Source organism: Streptomyces sp. NBC_00490 (assembly GCF_036013645.1).
GTDB classification, from domain to species: domain Bacteria; phylum Actinomycetota; class Actinomycetes; order Streptomycetales; family Streptomycetaceae; genus Streptomyces; species Streptomyces canus_F.
Genome location: NZ_CP107869.1, coordinates 3,856,487 through 3,873,001 on the forward strand (window position 1 = coordinate 3,856,487; position 16,515 = coordinate 3,873,001).

Annotated in this window: 13 protein-coding genes; 5 read left to right on the forward strand and 8 right to left on the reverse strand. The window is 71.2% G+C overall.

Going from position 1 to position 16,515, the window contains the following annotated elements:
- Positions 1-36 precede the first annotated feature (36 nt).
- Positions 37-525 (reverse strand): hypothetical protein, encoded by a 489-nt coding sequence (locus OG381_RS17470; RefSeq protein WP_327717027.1) that lies wholly within the window; start codon positions 523-525, stop codon positions 37-39.
- 216 nt (positions 526-741) lie between these two features.
- Between OG381_RS17470 and OG381_RS17475 the strand changes: the two genes are divergently transcribed.
- Both OG381_RS17475 and OG381_RS17480 read left to right on the forward strand, forming a co-directional pair.
- Complete coding sequence (locus OG381_RS17475; RefSeq protein WP_327717028.1) at positions 742-2,301, forward strand: hypothetical protein; 1,560 nt, start codon at positions 742-744, stop codon at positions 2,299-2,301.
- A 9-nt stretch (positions 2,302-2,310) separates the two neighbouring features.
- The gene (locus tag OG381_RS17480; protein WP_327717029.1) at positions 2,311-2,733 is read left to right on the forward strand and encodes a hypothetical protein; all 423 of its coding nucleotides are present in this window, start codon (positions 2,311-2,313) and stop codon (positions 2,731-2,733) included.
- On the opposite strand, the gene OG381_RS17485 is transcribed toward OG381_RS17480, so the two are convergent.
- The 5 genes from OG381_RS17485 to hrcA all read right to left on the reverse strand — a co-directional run bounded on the left by OG381_RS17485 (position 2,675) and on the right by hrcA (position 7,218).
- A complete protein-coding gene (locus OG381_RS17485) occupies positions 2,675-3,067 on the reverse strand; it encodes a VOC family protein (RefSeq protein WP_327717030.1) in 393 nt (130 codons plus the stop codon). The two genes, OG381_RS17480 and OG381_RS17485, sit on opposite strands and share 59 nt — an antisense overlap.
- Before the next feature lie 17 nt (positions 3,068-3,084).
- A complete protein-coding gene (locus OG381_RS17490; RefSeq protein ID WP_327717031.1) occupies positions 3,085-3,825 on the reverse strand; it encodes a 16S rRNA (uracil(1498)-N(3))-methyltransferase in 741 nt (246 codons plus the stop codon).
- Positions 3,822-4,907: a nitronate monooxygenase gene (locus tag OG381_RS17495; RefSeq protein WP_327717032.1), complete on the reverse strand. Its 1,086-nt coding sequence runs from the start codon at positions 4,905-4,907 to the stop codon at positions 3,822-3,824. The genes OG381_RS17490 and OG381_RS17495 overlap by 4 nt, the downstream gene beginning before the upstream one ends.
- A 157-nt stretch (positions 4,908-5,064) precedes the next feature.
- Entirely contained in the window at positions 5,065-6,201 is a 1,137-nt protein-coding gene (dnaJ, locus tag OG381_RS17500) for a molecular chaperone DnaJ (RefSeq protein WP_266892534.1), read from the reverse strand.
- Complete coding sequence (hrcA, locus tag OG381_RS17505; RefSeq protein WP_266892532.1) at positions 6,202-7,218, reverse strand: heat-inducible transcriptional repressor HrcA; 1,017 nt, start codon at positions 7,216-7,218, stop codon at positions 6,202-6,204.
- Positions 7,219-7,368: 150 nt separating this feature from the next.
- On the opposite strand from hrcA, the gene OG381_RS17510 reads away from it, so the two are divergent.
- Both OG381_RS17510 and OG381_RS17515 read left to right on the forward strand, forming a co-directional pair.
- Positions 7,369-8,100: an MBL fold metallo-hydrolase gene (locus OG381_RS17510; RefSeq protein WP_327717034.1), complete on the forward strand. Its 732-nt coding sequence runs from the start codon at positions 7,369-7,371 to the stop codon at positions 8,098-8,100.
- A gap of 31 nt (positions 8,101-8,131) precedes the next feature.
- Positions 8,132-8,935, forward strand: a complete 804-nt coding sequence (locus OG381_RS17515) for a DUF3097 domain-containing protein (RefSeq protein ID WP_327717035.1) — start codon at positions 8,132-8,134, stop codon at positions 8,933-8,935.
- A gap of 101 nt (positions 8,936-9,036) precedes the next feature.
- Here OG381_RS17515 and hemW read toward each other — a convergent pair whose 3' ends face one another.
- Together hemW and OG381_RS17525 are read right to left on the reverse strand one after the other, a co-directional pair.
- Positions 9,037-10,269 (reverse strand): radical SAM family heme chaperone HemW, encoded by a 1,233-nt coding sequence (gene hemW, locus OG381_RS17520; protein ID WP_327717036.1) that lies wholly within the window; start codon positions 10,267-10,269, stop codon positions 9,037-9,039.
- 36 nt (positions 10,270-10,305) lie between these two features.
- Positions 10,306-12,234, reverse strand: coding sequence for a SpoIIE family protein phosphatase (locus OG381_RS17525; RefSeq protein ID WP_327717037.1), 1,929 nt, complete (start codon positions 12,232-12,234; stop codon positions 10,306-10,308).
- 102 nt (positions 12,235-12,336) lie between these two features.
- Between OG381_RS17525 and OG381_RS17530 the strand changes: the two genes are divergently transcribed.
- The gene (locus OG381_RS17530; protein WP_327717038.1) at positions 12,337-16,512 is read left to right on the forward strand and encodes a HAMP domain-containing protein; all 4,176 of its coding nucleotides are present in this window, start codon (positions 12,337-12,339) and stop codon (positions 16,510-16,512) included.
- Positions 16,513-16,515: the final 3 nt, after the last annotated feature.

A 16,515-nucleotide genomic window follows, 5' to 3' on the forward strand; every position in this document is an offset into this window, starting at 1 on the left:
TATGCAGGGCCGACGGCCCACGGACAGGGCTTTGGATCACTTGCCCTGGACGGGCCTGCAGTCCGGGTACTTGTCGCACCAGATGGTCTCCGTGACCGTCACGGTGACGGTGTCCCCCGGCTGTCCGTTGCCGCCCGGGTTGTTCGGCTCGGGCGAGGCGTTGCAGTTGCCCAGTCCGTTGACCTGGAACCACTGCTTGCCGTCGATCTTCGCGGTCAGCTCACCGCGCACGCACTGCCCGTTGACCACGCGGGTGATCTTGCCGTCGACGTCGATGTCCTGGTTGCTGGTGGTCTCCCCGGTGCAGTGGACCTCGGCGACGGCGTTGTCGGTCGCCGTGGGCGTGGGCCGGTTCCCGTAGGAGGCCTGGCAGGTCAGCCACCGCACGTTGGCCTTCTGGCGCTCCAGCTCCTTGGTGACCGTCTGATCGGTCGTGTACGCCACGGACGCGGAGTTCAGCCCCGCCGGATCACAGGCGGTGAGCCCGCCGGCGACCACGACCGCGAGCACGGACACGGCTGCCACCCGCTGGACCCGGTGTCCTCGCGGGCGGCCCCAAAACCTGAGCAATACCCCCATGGAGGGCAGCTTCCCACTGTCACGGCCGCCGCGGTAGAGCGCATACGGACACTCACCCCACAATCGAGTGACACTCGATCATCGGGAGGACCGTTGCCCAGCTCGCCGCTCCGTCGGCGCGTTCTGCCCGCGCCGCGCCCCTCGGACGACACCGCGCGGTCCGTGGAAACGGCGCCCGACCCGACGGCGGGACCGCCCGCTCCGCCGCGTCGGCGTCGGGTGCGGATCCTGGTCGACGTGGTCGACCAGGCGGATGAAGTGGCCTATGTGACGGCCCTGTTCGAGGAGCGGGGCTGGACCGTGCGTCCGGCCGCGGCCGGGGAGTCCGCCCCCGCCGCGCCGCACCGCACCTCGCTCGTCGTCGAGATCCGGCTGCACGGAGCCCGTCTCGGAGCGCTGCGTACGGCCACCGCGGAGGTGGAACGGCTCGCCCGTCAGGCGGAGTTGGGCGCATGGGTGCGGGACGCGGCCCTGGTGGAGCACCCCCGGCCGGTGACGACGACGTACCATGTGCATCGCGTACTGCCCTCCTGGGGCGGCCTGTTGACGTGGCTGGGGTTCGCGGACGAGCAGCGGGCGGTGACGGTGCCGGCGGGTCCGGAGTCCCGGGAGGCCGCGCGCACCGAGCTGGCCGCCCGGGCGCTGGGCGGGCGGGTTTTCGACCCCGCCGCGCACGGACTGCGGGTGCCGGGGCATTCCGACGCGAATCCGCCGCTGGACGAGACCCCGCATGCACGCCGGGTCCGTTGGACGTGGGTGACGGTGGGCGCGGCCGGGATCGTGGTGGCGGCCGTCTGCGGGATGTACGTGGTGTGGGCGGACGGCTGGTGGAAGCTGCTGCCCGCGCTGCTGAGCACGGCGGGGGCGCTGCCGCTGGGCCGGATGGCGAAGGAGACCCGGGACCGGGGGCGGCCGGTGCAGTGGGCGGCGGGGGTGGCGGGGACCTCGGCGATGGGGGGGTTCGGGGCCCTGGTGGGCACGGACACCGAGCCGCGGGTGCTGTGGGCGGTCGTGCTGGTGATGGCGGTGGTCGCGTTCACCGGGGCCGGGACGGTGCTCGCGCTGCGCCGGACGGTCTTCACGCGGCATGCGGCCTGGCTGCTGCCGTTGTCGGTGCCGGTGGTGTGGTCGATGGTGAACTGGCTGGGCGGGCAGATGCATTCGTCGTATCTGGACCGCTTCGACATCCGCGCGGACGCCGTGCCCACACCCCGTCTCGGGACCTATCTGGCGGCGGGCGAACCCATGGGCCTCGCCCTGGGCAGCATGCTGTTCTTCCTGGCGGTGGTGGGCTGGCTGCGCTACTTCCACCTGGGCCGGGACAGCGGCAACCGCTTCTTCGTCGCGGTCCTGGCGAGCCTGTTGATCGTCTCCTACGCGCTGGGCGCGATCCTGCTGGGCACCTCGCAGGCGGCCAGGACCGCCGGCCGGGACGCCGAGAACGCCGCCCGCGACGGCGAGGAACCGAAGGCCTACTTCGGCATCTACGGCCACTTCATGTGCCTGAGCCCGGTGGACCCGGCCAAGCCGCTCCCGGTAGAGAACGGCCCGGCCCCGACCGACCACCCGGTCCTGTCCTTCGGCACCTCGGGCGACTGGATCTGGCTCTGGGACCCGAAGCGCAAGAACGGCGACGTCCAGGAGTCCTTCGCGGTCCGCCGCGAGGACGTCCGGCTGATCCCCACGGAAAACCCGAAGACCAAGCGCTGCCCGCCCGTCTAGCGTGACGGCATGCGCAACGACCGCCGCCTTCGCCGTCTCGTCGTGGACGAGCGGACCGCCTACCTGTGGAACTTCCGCCAGAAGAAGGGCCATGACGGCGTCTGGCGGGACATCGTCACCCTGCACCGGGACGGCGACCGCACCCGGATCGTCTTCCGGGCGGGCGGCCCCGGCTCGGGGCGGTACGTCTCCGAGGGCGACCTCTGGTTCCAGGGCTGCGCGGCCGACGGCCAGGGTGAGGCGATCATCCTCCGCGAGCCCGGCGTCGTGCGCGCCCTGCTCGACGAAGCCGCCCGGCGCGGACTGATGCGGCCCGGCGACCGGGAGCTGGACGGCTGGGATCTGTTCTACGCCGTCGCCGAAGCCGTCGACCTCAAGCGCGCAGCAGCAGCCACTCCTGCAGCTCCACGAGGTTGCCCTCCGGGTCCTTGAGGTGCGCGACCCGCATCCGGTCGGTCATGGGGGCGGGCCCGTGCAGCAGCACGGCGCCCCGCTCGGCGATCTGCTCGCAGTAGGTGTCGAGATCGTCGACGCGCAGCACGACCAGTGACCGGTGCCCGCTCGCCTCGTCGCCCAGCTCCCCCAGTATTCCGGCCATCATGGACCGGTCCTGGAGGGCGATACCGGCGGAGCCGGTGGCGGGGCTGAACTTCTCGTACGGTCCCTGCGTCGCCCCCGACTGCGCTTTGAGGCCGAGGACTTCGGCGTAGAAGCGGTAACAGACGGGGAAGTCGGTGACGAGCAGCCGGACTTGGGCGAGTTCCAAGGCGTTCCCTCTGGTTCTCAGGACCAGCGGCCGGTGCGCGCGAGGAGCACGGCGGTCGCGGCGGTCCCGGCGGTCGATGTACGCAGCACGGTACGCCCGAGGACGTACGGCTTGCCGCCCGCCTCCTCGAACAGCGCCAACTCCTCGGGGGAGACGCCCCCTTCGGGCCCGACGACGAGCACGATGTCGCCCTCGGTCGGGAGTTCGACGGTGGCGAGCGGTTCGTCACCGCTCTCGTGGAGTACGGCGGCGAAGTCGGCCTCGGCGAGCAGCGCCGCGACCTGCTTGGACGTGGCCAGGTCCGCGACCTCGGGGAAGCGGAACCGCCGGGACTGCTTGCCTGCCTCGCGGGCGGTGGACCGCCACTTGGTGAGGGCCTTCAGTCCGCGGTCGCCCTTCCACTGGGTGATGCAGCGGGAGGCCTGCCAGGGCACGATCGCGTCGACGCCGGTCTCGGTCATGGTCTCGACGGCCAGCTCCCCGCGGTCGCCCTTGGGGAGGGCCTGGACGACGGTGATCCTGGGGGACTCCGCCGGCTCCTCGGACACCGAGGTCATGTGGACGATCAGCCGGTCCTTGCCCTCGGTGCCGATCACGTCGCACACCGCGTAGCGACCCGCGCCGTCGGTGAGGACGACCTCCTCGCCGGGCTGGAGCCGCTTCACGGAGACCGCGTGCCGACCCTCGGGCCCTTCCAGGACGTAGCGTCCGCCGGCCCCGGCGTCGAAATGCTCGACCACGAACACGGGAGCCGTCATCGCAGCTCATCGCCCTTCGGGAAGACCGACAACGCTGTCCGGGCGTCGGCGAGTTCGGCGGCCAGCACCTCCACCAGCCGCCCGGCGGGCAGCTCGCGCGCCATGCGGTGGCCCTGGCCGGCCCACAGGGCCATGCCCTGGGCGTCCTTGGCCTTGGCGGCGGCCTTGCGCAGCGGGGAGGTGAGGTGGTGGATCTCCGGGTAGGCGGCGGGGGCGTACCGGCCGTGCTCGCGCAGGAAGCGGTTGACGAGCCCGCGGGCGGGGCGGCCGGAGAAGGCACGGGTCAGCTCGGTCCGGACGAACAGGGGGTTGGTGAGCGCCTGCTTGTGGACGGGTGCGGCGCCGGACTCCGTGGTGGCGAGGAAGGCGGTGCCGAGCTGGGCGGCGGCGGCGCCTGCCGCGAGGACGGCGGCGATCTGGCTGCCGCGCATGATGCCGCCGGCGGCCACGACGGGGATGCCGACGGTCTCGCGGATCTGACCGACGAGGGACAGCAGCCCGATCCCGGTCCCGTCGTTCTCCGGGATGTCGCGGTGGGTCCCCTGGTGCCCGCCGGCCTCCACGCCCTGCGCGATGACCGCGTCGGCACCGGCCCGCTGCACGGCGAGGGCCTCCTCGGCGGTGGTCGCGGTGACGAGGGTGAAGGTTCCCGCGCGCCGCAGGGACTCCAGCACCTCGCTGCTGGGCACGCCGAAGTGGAAGGAGACCACCGGCACCGGGTTGTCGAGCAGTACGGCGAGCTTGGCGTCGTAGCCGTCGTCACGTCCGCTGTCGGGGTCCCCGAGCTCGGTCTCGTACCAGGAGGCCTCACCCGACAGCTGGTGCGCGTACACCTCGACGGCGGCCGGGTCGGCGTTCTCCGGCTGCGGCATGAACAGATTGACGCCGAAAGGCCGTCCGGTCAGCCCCCGCAGCTGCTTGATCTCCTGGTACAGCCCGTCCGCCGTCTTGTATCCGGCGGCAAGAAACCCGAGCCCCCCGGCATCGGACACGGCGGCCGCGAGCTGCGGCACGGAGACGCCGCCCGCCATGGGGGCCTGCACGATCGGATGCGGGAAAAGATCGGTCAGCGCGGAGGACATGACCGCATGTTGTCACGTCCTCCGAACAAGTCCGAATCCGGCCTTCCAGTGGCATAGGTCAGCGGAATGGGCACGGGGTGAGGGCCTCGAACGCTCGACGCGAGCCGGTGAAAACCGGCCCGTCCGGCGCTTGAACGAGGCCCCGCGGCCACCCCGCTCACCGACCGTTGAAGGCGTCCTTCAACCGCGAGAACAGCCCCTGCTGCCCGGGCTGGAACTGCCCCGTGGGCCGCTCCTCGCCCCGCAGCTTCGCCAGCTCCCGCAGCAACCGCTCCTGCTCCGGATCCAGCTTGTTCGGGGTCTGCACCTCGACGTGGACGATGAGGTCACCCCGGCCGCCGCCGCGCAGATGCGTGACACCACGCGCGTGCAGCGGGATCGACTGCCCGGACTGCGTGCCCGGCCGGATGTCGACCTCCTCCAGCCCGTCCAGCGTCTCCAGCGGGACCTTGGTGCCCAGAGACGCCGCGGTCATCGGGAGCGTGACCGTGCAGTGCAGATCGTCACCACGCCGCTGGAACTGCGAGTGCGGCAACTCGTGGATCTCGACGTACAGGTCACCGGCGGGACCCCCACCGGGCCCGACCTCGCCCTCACCGGCGAGCTGGATCCGCGTGCCGTTGTCCACACCGGCCGGGATCTTGACCGTGAGGGTGCGACGGGACCGTACGCGACCGTCGCCCGCGCACTCGGGGCACGGCGTCGGAACGACCGTCCCGAACCCCTGGCACTGCGGACACGGCCGGGACGTCATGACCTGCCCCAGGAACGACCGCGTCACCTGCGACACCTCACCGCGTCCGCGGCACATGTCACACGTCTGGGCGGAGGTCCCCGGCGCCGCGCCCTCACCACTGCAGGTGGTGCACACGATCGCCGTGTCGACCTGGATGTCCTTCGTCGTACCGAAGGCCGCCTCGTCGAGTTCGATCTCCAGCCGGATCATCGCGTCCTGGCCCCGCCGCGTACGCGACCGCGGGCCCCGCTGCGACGCCGTGCCGAAGAACGCGTCCATGATGTCCGAGAAGTTCCCGAACCCACCGGCCCCGAAGCCGCCCGCGCCACCGCCGCCCGCCTGGGACAGGGGGTCGCCGCCGAGGTCGTAGACCTGCTTCTTCTGCGGGTCCGAGAGCACCTCGTAAGCGGCGTTGATCTCCTTGAACCGCTCCTGGGTCTTCGGATCAGGGTTGACATCCGGGTGCAGCTCGCGAGCGAGCCGACGGAAGGCCTTCTTGATCTCTTCCTGCGACGCGTCGCGACGCACGCCGAGAACGGCGTAGTAGTCCGTGGCCACTTACGACTCCGCCAGGATCTGTCCGACGTACCGTGCCACTGCGCGTACCGCTCCCATCGTTCCCGGGTAATCCATGCGGGTCGGTCCGACCACGCCGAGCTTGGCTACTGCCTCGCCGCCCGAACCGTAGCCGACCGACACGACAGACGTGGAGTTGAGCCCCTCATAGGCGTTCTCATGACCGATGCGTACGGTCATGCCCGAATCCCCGGCCTCACCAAGCAACTTGAGGAGCACGACCTGCTCCTCGAGGGCTTCGAGCACCGGACGGATAGTGAGGGGGAAGTCATGTCCGAAGCGGGTGAGATTGGCGGTTCCGCCGATCATCAACCGCTCCTCGTTCTCCTCGACGAGTGTCTCCAGAAGGGTGGAGAGCACGGTCGAGACGGTGCCGCGGTCCTCCAGGTCGAAGCCCTCGGGGAGGTCCTCGACAAGCATCGGCACATCGCTGAAGCGCCGGCCCGCGACCTTGCTGTTGAGCCGCGCCCGCAGATCGGCGAGGGACGTCTCGCCGAAGGGCGCCGGGCAGTCGATCATCCGCTGCTCGACCCGCCCGGTGTCCGTGATCAGCACGAGCATCAGGCGTGCGGGTGCGAGCGCGAGCAGTTCGACATGGCGCACGGTGGAGCGGGTGAGCGAGGGGTACTGCACCACCGCGACCTGCCGTGTGAGCTGCGCGAGCAGCCGTACGGTCCGCGCCACCACGTCGTCGAGATCGACGGCGCCGTCGAGGAAGTTCTGGATGGCGCGCCGCTCGGGCGCGGTCATCGGCTTGACGCCCGCGAGCTTGTCGACGAACAGCCGGTAGCCCTTGTCCGTGGGGATCCGCCCGGCACTGGTGTGCGGCTGGGCGATGAACCCCTCGTCCTCCAGGGCCGCCATGTCGTTGCGGATCGTCGCAGGAGAGACGCCGAGACTGTGCCGCTCGGTGAGGGCCTTGGAACCGACCGGCTCCTCGGTGCCCACGTAGTCCTGGACGATGGCGCGCAGCACCTGAAGCCTGCGTTCACTCAGCATCGCGCACACCTCCAGAAGTCGTTCCCGCTGTGCTTGCCTGGCACTCTGTCCGTCCGAGTGCCAGCATCCCCCGGCCCAGTGTACGGCGGTGGGGTACCGCCCGGGCAAGGTCGGTCCTGCCGCGACCGCTCGTACGGCTAGCGTCGCCGTATGACGGTGACTTGGGAAGAGCTGGGGTGGGAGCGGGTTGCGACCGGGGTCGGGCGGTGCCGACTGCCGGGCTGGGACTGCACAGCGGGGCTGGTCGTCGGTTCGGGGACCGCTCTGCTGATCGACGCCGGATCGAGCCTCGGCGAGGGCGCGCGGCTGCGGGCGCAGGCCGAATCGCTCGCCGGGCAGCGTGTGACTCATCTCGCGCTGACCCACCCCCACTTCGACCATGTCTTCGGGGCGGCGGCGTTCGCGGGGGCCGAGGTGTACGGGCCCGTGGGCATGGACGCCCTGTTCGACCAGCACCAGGCCCGCGAGGCGCTGCGCGCGGACGCGATCCACAACGGCCTGGACCCGGCACTGGCCGACGAGGCCGTCGACGCCCTGCCCCGCCCCCGCCACCATGTCTCCGGCGAGTGGACCCTCGACCTCGGCGGCGGCCGTCAGGTCCTGCTGGCGAACGTCGGCCCCGGCCACACCGGCCACGACCTCGTGGTCCTGGTCCCGGGCTCCCCCGAGGTGGTCTTCTGCGGCGACCTGGTCGAGGAGTCCGGCGAACCGCAGGCGGGCCCCGACGCCGTACCGTCGCACTGGCCGGCGGCGCTGGACCGGCTGCTGGACCTGGGCGGCGAGGACGCGCTGTACGTGCCCGGTCACGGAGCGGTGGTGGACGCGGCGTTCGTACGGCGGCAGCGCGACGCCCTGGCGACCCGCTTCGGCGTGTCGCGTTAGGTGGCGGCGGGCTTCTCCTATCGTCATCCGAATGCGCCAGTACTCCGCCGACCTGACTCCTCCCTGGAAGAAGCCGAAGCCCGTCCCCGAGGTCGCGGCGGAGCCCGGCCTGGTGGTCGAGGAACCCGGCACCGGTTTCTGCGGTGCGGTGATCCGCTGCGAGGCGGGCACGGTGACCCTGGAGGACCGCTTCGGCAAGCACCGGGTGTTCCCGATGGAGCCGAGGGGCTTCCTGCTGGAGGGCCGGGTGGTGACGCTCGTACGTCCCACCGGTCAGGCGCCGCTACGTCCCACCCGTACGGCATCCGGCTCGGTGGCCGTCCCCGGCGCCCGCGCCCGCGTGGCCCGCGCCGGCCGGATCTACGTCGAGGGCCGGCACGACGCGGAACTGGTGGAGAAGGTCTGGGGCGACGACCTGCGCATCGAGGGCGTGGTCGTGGAGTACCTGGAGGGCGTCGACGACCTCCCGTCGATCGTCGAGGAGTTCGCGCCGGGCCCGGACGCCCGGCTGGGCGTCCTGGTGGACCACTTGGTACCGGGCACGAAGGAGTGGCGCATCGCACAGTCGGTGACCAGCGACCACGCCCTCGTCGTCGGCCACCCGTACATCGACATCTGGGAGGCGGTGAAGCCGTCGTCCCTGGGCATCGATTCCTGGCCACGCGTCCCCCACGGCCAGGACTGGAAGACGGGCGTATGCCGAGCCCTGGGCTGGCCCTCGGAGAACACGGGCGCGGTGTGGCAGGCGATCCTGAAGCGAGTGAACTCGTACAAGGACCTGGAGCCGGAGCTCTTGGGCCGAGTAGAGGAACTGATCGACTTCGTCACGGCGTAACAGACCGAACTGCACCCACCCAAGGGGCGCGAGGAACTGCGCGACCAGCCACCACGAACCCGCAGCCGCCAGACGACACTGCCCCGCACCCCACTAGGCGCCTAGTCCACCAGGTCCCGAACCACCGCATCCGCCAGCAACCGCCCCCGCAGGGTGAGCACCGCACGCCCCGCGCCATACGGCTCCTTCTGGAGGAGCCCGTCCGACAGCGCCCGGCGGGAGGCCCGGAGCCCCTCCTCCCGCAGCAGCGACAACGGCACCCCCTCCAGAAGCCGCAGCTCCAGCAGGATCCGCTCGACCCGCCGGTCCTCCTCGGACAGGAGCTCACGGCCCGCCCCCGGTGACCGACCCGCCGCCAGCGCCCCGGCGTACGCCCCCGGATGCTTCACGTTCCACCAGCGCACCCCGCCCACGTGGGAGTGCGCGCCGGGGCCCGCGCCCCACCAGTCGGCGCCGCGCCAGTACAGCTCGTTGTGGAGGCAGCGGCCCGCCTCCGAGGTGGCCCAGTTGGAGACCTCGTACCAGTCGTAGCCCGCCTCGGACAGCACCGACTCCGCGATGAGATAGCGGTCCGCGTGGACGTCGTCGTCGGTCATCGGGACCTCGCCGCGGCGGATACGACGGGCCAGCTGGGTGCCCTCCTCGACGATCAGGGCGTACGCGCTGACGTGGTCCGGGCCCGCGCCGATGGCCGCCTCCAGGGAGGCCCGCCAGTCGTCGTCCGACTCACCGGGGGTGCCGTAGATCAGGTCCAGGTTGACGTGCGAGAACCCGGCCGCCCGGGCCTCCGCCACGCACGCCTCGGGGCGGCCCGGGGTGTGAGTGCGGTCGAGCACCTTCAGCACGTGCTGACGGGCGCTCTGCATGCCCAAGGAGATCCGGTTGAAGCCGCCCTGGCGCAGGGTGGCCAGATATGCCGGGTCCACGGACTCCGGGTTCGCCTCCGTCGTGATCTCCGCGTCCGGCGCCAGCCCGAACTCGTCACGGATCGCCGCCAGCATCCGTACGAGGTCGTCCGCGGCCAGCAGGGTCGGCGTACCGCCGCCGACGAACACCGTGCGGACCTGGCGGGGGTCGTCGCCGAGGACCTTGCGGGCCAGCCGGATCTCGTCGATCAGGGTGTCGGCGTAGTTGTCGCGGGAGGCCAGCACACCGCCCGTGCCCCGCAGCTCGGTCGCCGTGTAGGTGTTGAAGTCGCAGTAGCCGCAGCGGGTCGCGCAGTACGGAACGTGCAGGTAGAACCCGAGGGGGCGGGCGTCGGCCCCGGCGAGTGCGGACGCGGGGAGCGCGCCGTCGTCGGGGACGGGCTCGCCGTCGGGGAGTGCGGAAGGCATGTCCTCCATTGTCCAGGACCGTGGCGACTGCTCCGCCTACTCCGCCTGAAGCACCAGCAGCGCGAGATCGTCCTCCGGCGGTCCTACGCCGAACTCGTGCACCAGCCGTCTGACGCGCTCCGCGATCAGCGGGGCGGTGAGCCCGGCACAGTCGGCGAGCGCCGTCGCGAGGCCGTCGCCGTCGTCGAACTGGCGGGGGCCGCAGCGCCGCTCCGTCACCCCGTCGGTGACGGCGAGCAGGGTGTCGCCGGGTCGCAGCTCGAAGGTCTCGCTGGTGTAGGTCTCGTCCTCGACGACCCCGAGCAGGGTCTGCGGCCGGGCCACGGTGCGGACCTCGCCGCCCGCGCCGAGGAGCAGCGGCAGGGGATGCCCGGCGGAGGCGAGGGTGCAGCGCACACCGCCGTCGAAGGGTGCCAGCTCGCCGTAGAGGAGGGAGAGGAAGCGGGTCTGGGGGCCGTCGCCGGTCAGGGACCGGCCGCCCGCGGCGATCAGCGCGCGGGCGGCGGCGTCGGCGGCCTCCGTGGCGTCGTCGAGGAGCAGCTGGTTGAGGCGGTCCAGGACGTCGGCGACGCGGTAGCCCTCGCGGGCGAGGAGCCGCAGCCAGGGGCGGGCCAGGCCGATCACCACGGCGGCTTCGGGGCCCTTGCCCTGGACGTCGCCGACGGCGAAGCACCAGCGGCCGTCGCCGGCCGGGAAGAGGTCGTAGAAGTCGCCGCTGGGGCCGCCCTTGTCGCACGGCTCGTACACCAGCGCGCTGCGCATTCCGGGGATCTCCGCGACGGCGCCGGGCAGCAGCCCGCGCTGGAGGATGGCGCTGATGGTGGCCTGGCGGGCGTACTGGCGGGCCGCGCCGATGGCGAGGGCGACCCGGCGGCCGAGGTCCTCGACCAGGCCGGTGATCTCGTCGGGGAAGCGGAGCAGCCCGGACCGTCCGATGACGAGCGTGCCGAGCGGCCGTCCGCCCGCGATCAGCCGGTACGCCAGTGCCGTGCCGCGCGCCCCGCGCCCGCCCAGCGCGTCGCCGGGCCAGGGGAACGGCACGGGCCCGGAACGCGGCGGCTCCACCGGTCTGGGCGGGTCCTTCTCCAGGGCCTGGCGCAGTTCCTCGATACGGCTCTCGTGGCCGTGCCAGACGCGGGCGAGCCGCGGCCCCGCCCCGCCGGTCCCCTCGCTGCCCCAGACGCCACCGCGCCCCATGTGCTCGTCCTCCAGCCACACCGCGCACCAGTCGGCGAGCCGCGGCACGATCAGCTGTCCGGCGAGGGCGGCGACCAGGTCCTCGTCGAGCTGTCCGGCGAGCAGGTCGGAGGCCTCGGCGAGGAAGGACAGGGCGCCGCGGTTGAGCCAGTCCCGGTCGCGTTCGGTGCGCCGGGGCTCGGGGGCGAGGACTCCGGCGCTCTCCAGGCCGTTCACCCCCACGTACGCCTCGTCCTGCCCGGCGTACGGTCCGCTCTGCCCGACGGCCGCGCTGTCCTCCTCGGTCAGTCGCGCCCACACGGTCTTGGTGCCCTTGCGGTAGGTGATGCCCCAGGACTCGGCGAGGGTGGCGACGAGGCGCAGTCCGCGGCCGTACTCCGGTGTCCCGTACGACGGTTCGCCGGTGCCGTCGCGCGGGGCGCGCGAGGGGTGCTGGTCGGCGACCTCGACGACGAGGGCACCGGTCTCCGTCTCCAGACGGCACTCCAGATCGACGTCGGTGCCGGCGTGCACGACCGCGTTCGTGACGAGTTCGCTGACGACCACGACGGCGTCGTCGGCGAGGCGGTCGGTGAGCGGTGCCGTGCCGGGCAGGCCCAGTTCGGCCCACTCGGAGAGGGCGGCGCGCAGCAGGGCGCGGGCGGCGCCCGGTGCGAGGGAGCTGCCCGCGAGGGTGGCGTGCGCCCGGGCGTACGGAAGCACACTCCTGCGCACGGGGGCGTCACAAGCACCGGGATCGGTCTCCCGTTGTGCCGGAATGGCCCCCATGTCCCGCTCCCCGAGCAGTTCGGACGAATACGCCTCGGTCAGTGCGGACAGAGTGACAGACTGGCCCCGCCCATAAGCGCCGAGTTACTGAAGTGGGCCGCCATGAGTGAGAACAGTGCTACGCGTGTGCTCGAAGACGGACAGAAAGATGACCAGATTCGAGCATCGGATCTGCGTCCGCTGCTCGCCGCGATGACGGCCGCCCGGGACGGGCACTTCGCGAAGGTGACGGAGACCGGCGACCATGGCGTCACGGCCGAACTGGCCGCGATCTTCAATCAACTGGTCGACCGCAACGTCCACTTCACCACCGAGGTCCAGCGGGTGAAAAGGGAGCTGGTGCGGTACGGCCGGCTCGACGAGCGGCTCTCGCCGAGCCCCGGCGCGGGCGCCTGGGCGTCCCGGGTCACCGATGTGAACCAGCTGCTCGACGCCCTGGTGGCCCCGGCGGCGAACGCGACCCGGGTCCTGGACGCGGTGGCGGGCGGCGATCTGACCCAGCGGGTCGACCTGCACGACGGCAACCGCCAGTTGCGCGGTGATCTGCGGCGGCTGGGGCGGGCCGTGAACAAGATGGTCGACCAGTTGTCGTTGTTCACCGGCGAGGTGACCCGGGTGGCGCGCGAGGTCGGCACCGAGGGGCGGCTGGGCGGCCGGGCCAAGGTGCAGGGGCTGTCGGGAAGTTGGCGGGATGTGACCGAGGCGGTCAACACCATGGCGTCCCGGCTGACGGCCCAGGTGCGGGACATCGCCCTGGTGACCACGTCGGTGGCGCGCGGCGACCTGACCCGCTCGGTCACCGTCGAGGCGACCGGTGAGCTGCTCGAGCTGAAGCTGACCGTGAACACGATGGTCGACCAGCTCTCCGCCTTCGCCGACGAGGTCACCCGCGTGGCCCGCGAGGTCGGCACCGAGGGCCAGTTGGGCGGCCGGGCGCAGGTGCGGGGCGTGTCGGGGGTGTGGAAGGACCTCACCGACAACGTCAACTTCATGGCGTCGAACCTGACCTCGCAGGTGCGCAACATCGCCCAGGTGACGACGGCCGTCGCCAACGGCGACCTGAGTCAGAAGATCACCGTCGACGCGCAGGGCGAGATCCTGGAGCTGAAGTCCACCATCAACACCATGGTCGACCAGCTCTCCGCCTTCGCCGACGAGGTCACCCGCGTGGCCCGCGAGGTCGGCACCGAGGGCAACCTCGGCGGGCGCGCTCAGGTGCGGGGGGTGAGCGGTGTCTGGAAGGACCTCACCGACAACGTCAACTTCATGGCGGACAACCTGACTTCGCAGGTGCGGAACATCGCCCTGGTCTCCACCGCGGTGGCCCAGGGCGACCTCGGCAAGAAGATCACGGTGGAGGCGAAGGGCGAGATCCTGGAGCTGAAGTCCACCATCAACACGATGGTCGACCAGCTCTCCGCCTTCGCCGATGAGGTCACCCGCGTGGCCCGCGAGGTCGGCACCGAAGGCAACCTCGGCGGCCAGGCACAGGTGCGAGGGGTGTCGGGCGTCTGGAAGGACCTCACCGACAACGTCAACTTCATGGCCCTGAACCTGACGTCACAGGTCCGCAACATCGCCCAGGTGACGACCGCCGTCGCCAACGGCGACCTCTCCAAGAAGATCACCGTGGACGCGCGCGGCGAGATCCTCGAACTCAAGGACACCGTCAACACGATGGTGGAGCAGCTGCGCGCCTTCGCCGACGAGGTGACCCGGGTGGCGCGCGAGGTCGGCACCGACGGCCGGCTCGGCGGCCGCGCCCAGGTGCTGGGTGTGTCCGGGGTGTGGCGGGACCTGACGGACAACGTCAACTACATGGCGGACAACCTCACTTCACAGGTCCGCAACATCGCCCAGGTGACCACGGCCGTCGCCAACGGCGACCTCTCCAAGAAGATCGACGTGGACGCCCGGGGCGAGATCCTGGAGCTGAAGACCGCCATCAACACCATGGTCGACACGCTGTCCTCCTTCTCCTCCGAGGTCACCCGCGTGGCCCGCGAGGTCGGCTCCGAGGGCCGGCTCGGCGGCCAGGCCCGGGTCGAGGGCGTCTACGGCACCTGGAAACGTCTGACGACGAACGTGAACGAGCTCGCCCTGAACCTGACCACCCAGGTCCGCGCGATCGCCGAGGTCGCCTCCGCGGTGGCCCAGGGCGACATGTCCCGCTCGATCACGGTGGAGACCCAGGGCGAGGTCACCGAGCTCAAGGACAACATCAACCTGATGGTGGCCAACCTCCGCGAGACCACCCGCGCCAAGGACTGGCTGGAGTCCAACCTGGCCCGCCTGGCCGCGCTGATGCAGGGCCACCGGGACCTGATGGAGGTCGCCGACCTGCTGCTGCGCGAGCTGACCCCGCTGGTGAACGCCCAGTACGGCGCGTTCTTCCTGGCCGACCCCGACGAGGACAGTGCGGCTCTGCGGACCGCCGTTCCCGCGAAGGGGCTCGCGTTCATCGCCGGTTACGGCTCGGCACAGGGCGCGACCGTGGAGACCGGGGGCCTCCCGGTGCACGGCCTGGTCCGGCAGGCCGCCCGCGAGAAGAAGCGGATCCTGGTCGAGGAGGCCCCGCCGGACTACATCAAGATCAACAGCGGGCTCGGGGAGGCGGCGCCGACCAGCGTGGTCATCATCCCGATCCTCTTCGAGGACAAGCTCCTCGGTGTGATCGAGCTGGCGTCGTTCTCCCGCTTCTCCGACGTCCATCTCGCCTTCTTCGACCAGTTCGTGAACACCATCGCCGTCGCGATCAACACGATCATCGCCAACTCCCGTACGGAGTCCCTGCTCGGCGAGTCCCAGCGCCTGGCCCGCCAGCTCCAGGAGCGCTCCGACGAACTGCAGAAACAGCAGGCGGAGTTGCAGCGCTCGAACGCCGAACTGGAGGAGAAGGCGGCCCTGTTGGCGACCAGCTCCCAGTACAAGTCGGAGTTCCTGGCGAACATGTCGCACGAGCTGCGCACCCCGCTCAACTCCCTGCTGATCCTGGCCCGGCTGCTCTCCGACAACCCCGACGGCCATCTCTCCGACCAGGAGGTGCAGTTCGCGACGACGATCCACCGCTCGGGCTCGGACCTCCTTCAGCTGATCAACGACATCCTCGACCTGTCGAAGATCGAGGCGGGCCGGATGGACGTACGCCCGAAGAAGCTGCCGCTGATCAAGCTGCTCGACTACGTCCACGCCACCTTCCGCCCGCTCACCATCGACCGGGGGCTCGCCTTCGAGGTGGCGGTCGGCGAGGACGTGCCGCGCGAGATGTACTCGGACGAGCAGCGGCTCCAGCAGATCCTGCGCAACCTGCTCTCCAACGCGATCAAGTTCACCGCGTCGGGCCGGGTCGAGCTGCGCGTCAACCGGGTCACCGACACCGAGCTCCATCACGTCCGCGACAGCGGCCAGGTGATCGCGTTCACCGTCAGCGACACCGGTATCGGCATCGCGCAGGAGAAGCTGCCGGTGATCTTCGAGGCGTTCCAGCAGGCCGACGGCACCACCAACCGCAAGTACGGCGGCACCGGCCTCGGTCTGTCGATCAGCCGCGAGATCGCCGGTCTGCTCGGTGGCCGGATCGTCGCCGAGAGCGAGCCCGGCAAGGGCTCCACGTTCACGCTGTACGTCCCCGTGGTCAGCCCCGGCCACTCGGCGACCGGCCCCACCCCCGAGGAACACACCCTGCCGGTGCCGGAACAGCTGTCGACCGAGCCCTTCACCTCCGCCGAGGTGGACGACTCCTGGCCGACACCCACCAAGCTGGAGGCGTGGAAGAGGGGCCGGGCGGGACAGGTGCTGCCCGGGCGGCGGGTGCTGATCGTCGACGACGACATCCGCAACGTCTTCGCACTGACCCATGTCCTGGGCCGGGTCGGCATGCCCGTCCTCTACGCCGAGAACGGCCGGGAGGGCATCGAGACGCTGGAGCGCAACCCGGACGTCGAGCTCGTCCTGATGGACATCATGATGCCGGAGATGGACGGTTACGAGACGATCGCCGCCATCCGCCGCACCCCGCGCTGGACGGGCCTGCCGATCGTCGCGCTGACCGCGAAGGCGATGCCGGGCGACCGGGAGAAGTCGATCGCGCGGGGCGCCAACGACTACGTACCCAAGCCGGTCGACGTGGACCAGCTGCTGACTGTCGTGTGCGCGCTCCTCGACCCGGAGGGCCCGCAGGGCGACGATGGCACCCAGGGGCCCGCGGCCGACGCGGTGACCGACGCAGCGGAACCGGGCATGACAGGGGAAGTGCCGGTCCCGCCGACGACCGAATGAGGC

Excerpts from the sequence above, each read along its gene's own strand:
- OG381_RS17480 (WP_327717029.1), top strand. The coding sequence starts at position 2,311 with ATGCGCAACGACCGCCGCCTTCGCCGTCTCGTCGTGGACGAGCGGACC.
- OG381_RS17490 (WP_327717031.1), bottom strand. The coding sequence starts at position 3,825 with ATGACGGCTCCCGTGTTCGTGGTCGAGCATTTCGACGCCGGGGCCGGC.
- OG381_RS17495 (WP_327717032.1), bottom strand. The coding sequence starts at position 4,907 with ATGTCCTCCGCGCTGACCGATCTTTTCCCGCATCCGATCGTGCAGGCC.
- hrcA (WP_266892532.1), bottom strand. The coding sequence starts at position 7,218 with ATGCTGAGTGAACGCAGGCTTCAGGTGCTGCGCGCCATCGTCCAGGAC.
- OG381_RS17510 (WP_327717034.1), top strand. The coding sequence starts at position 7,369 with ATGACGGTGACTTGGGAAGAGCTGGGGTGGGAGCGGGTTGCGACCGGG.
- OG381_RS17515 (WP_327717035.1), top strand. The coding sequence starts at position 8,132 with ATGCGCCAGTACTCCGCCGACCTGACTCCTCCCTGGAAGAAGCCGAAG.
- hemW (WP_327717036.1), bottom strand. The coding sequence starts at position 10,269 with ATGCCTTCCGCACTCCCCGACGGCGAGCCCGTCCCCGACGACGGCGCG.
- OG381_RS17525 (WP_327717037.1), bottom strand. The coding sequence starts at position 12,234 with ATGGGGGCCATTCCGGCACAACGGGAGACCGATCCCGGTGCTTGTGAC.
- OG381_RS17530 (WP_327717038.1), top strand. The coding sequence starts at position 12,337 with ATGAGTGAGAACAGTGCTACGCGTGTGCTCGAAGACGGACAGAAAGAT.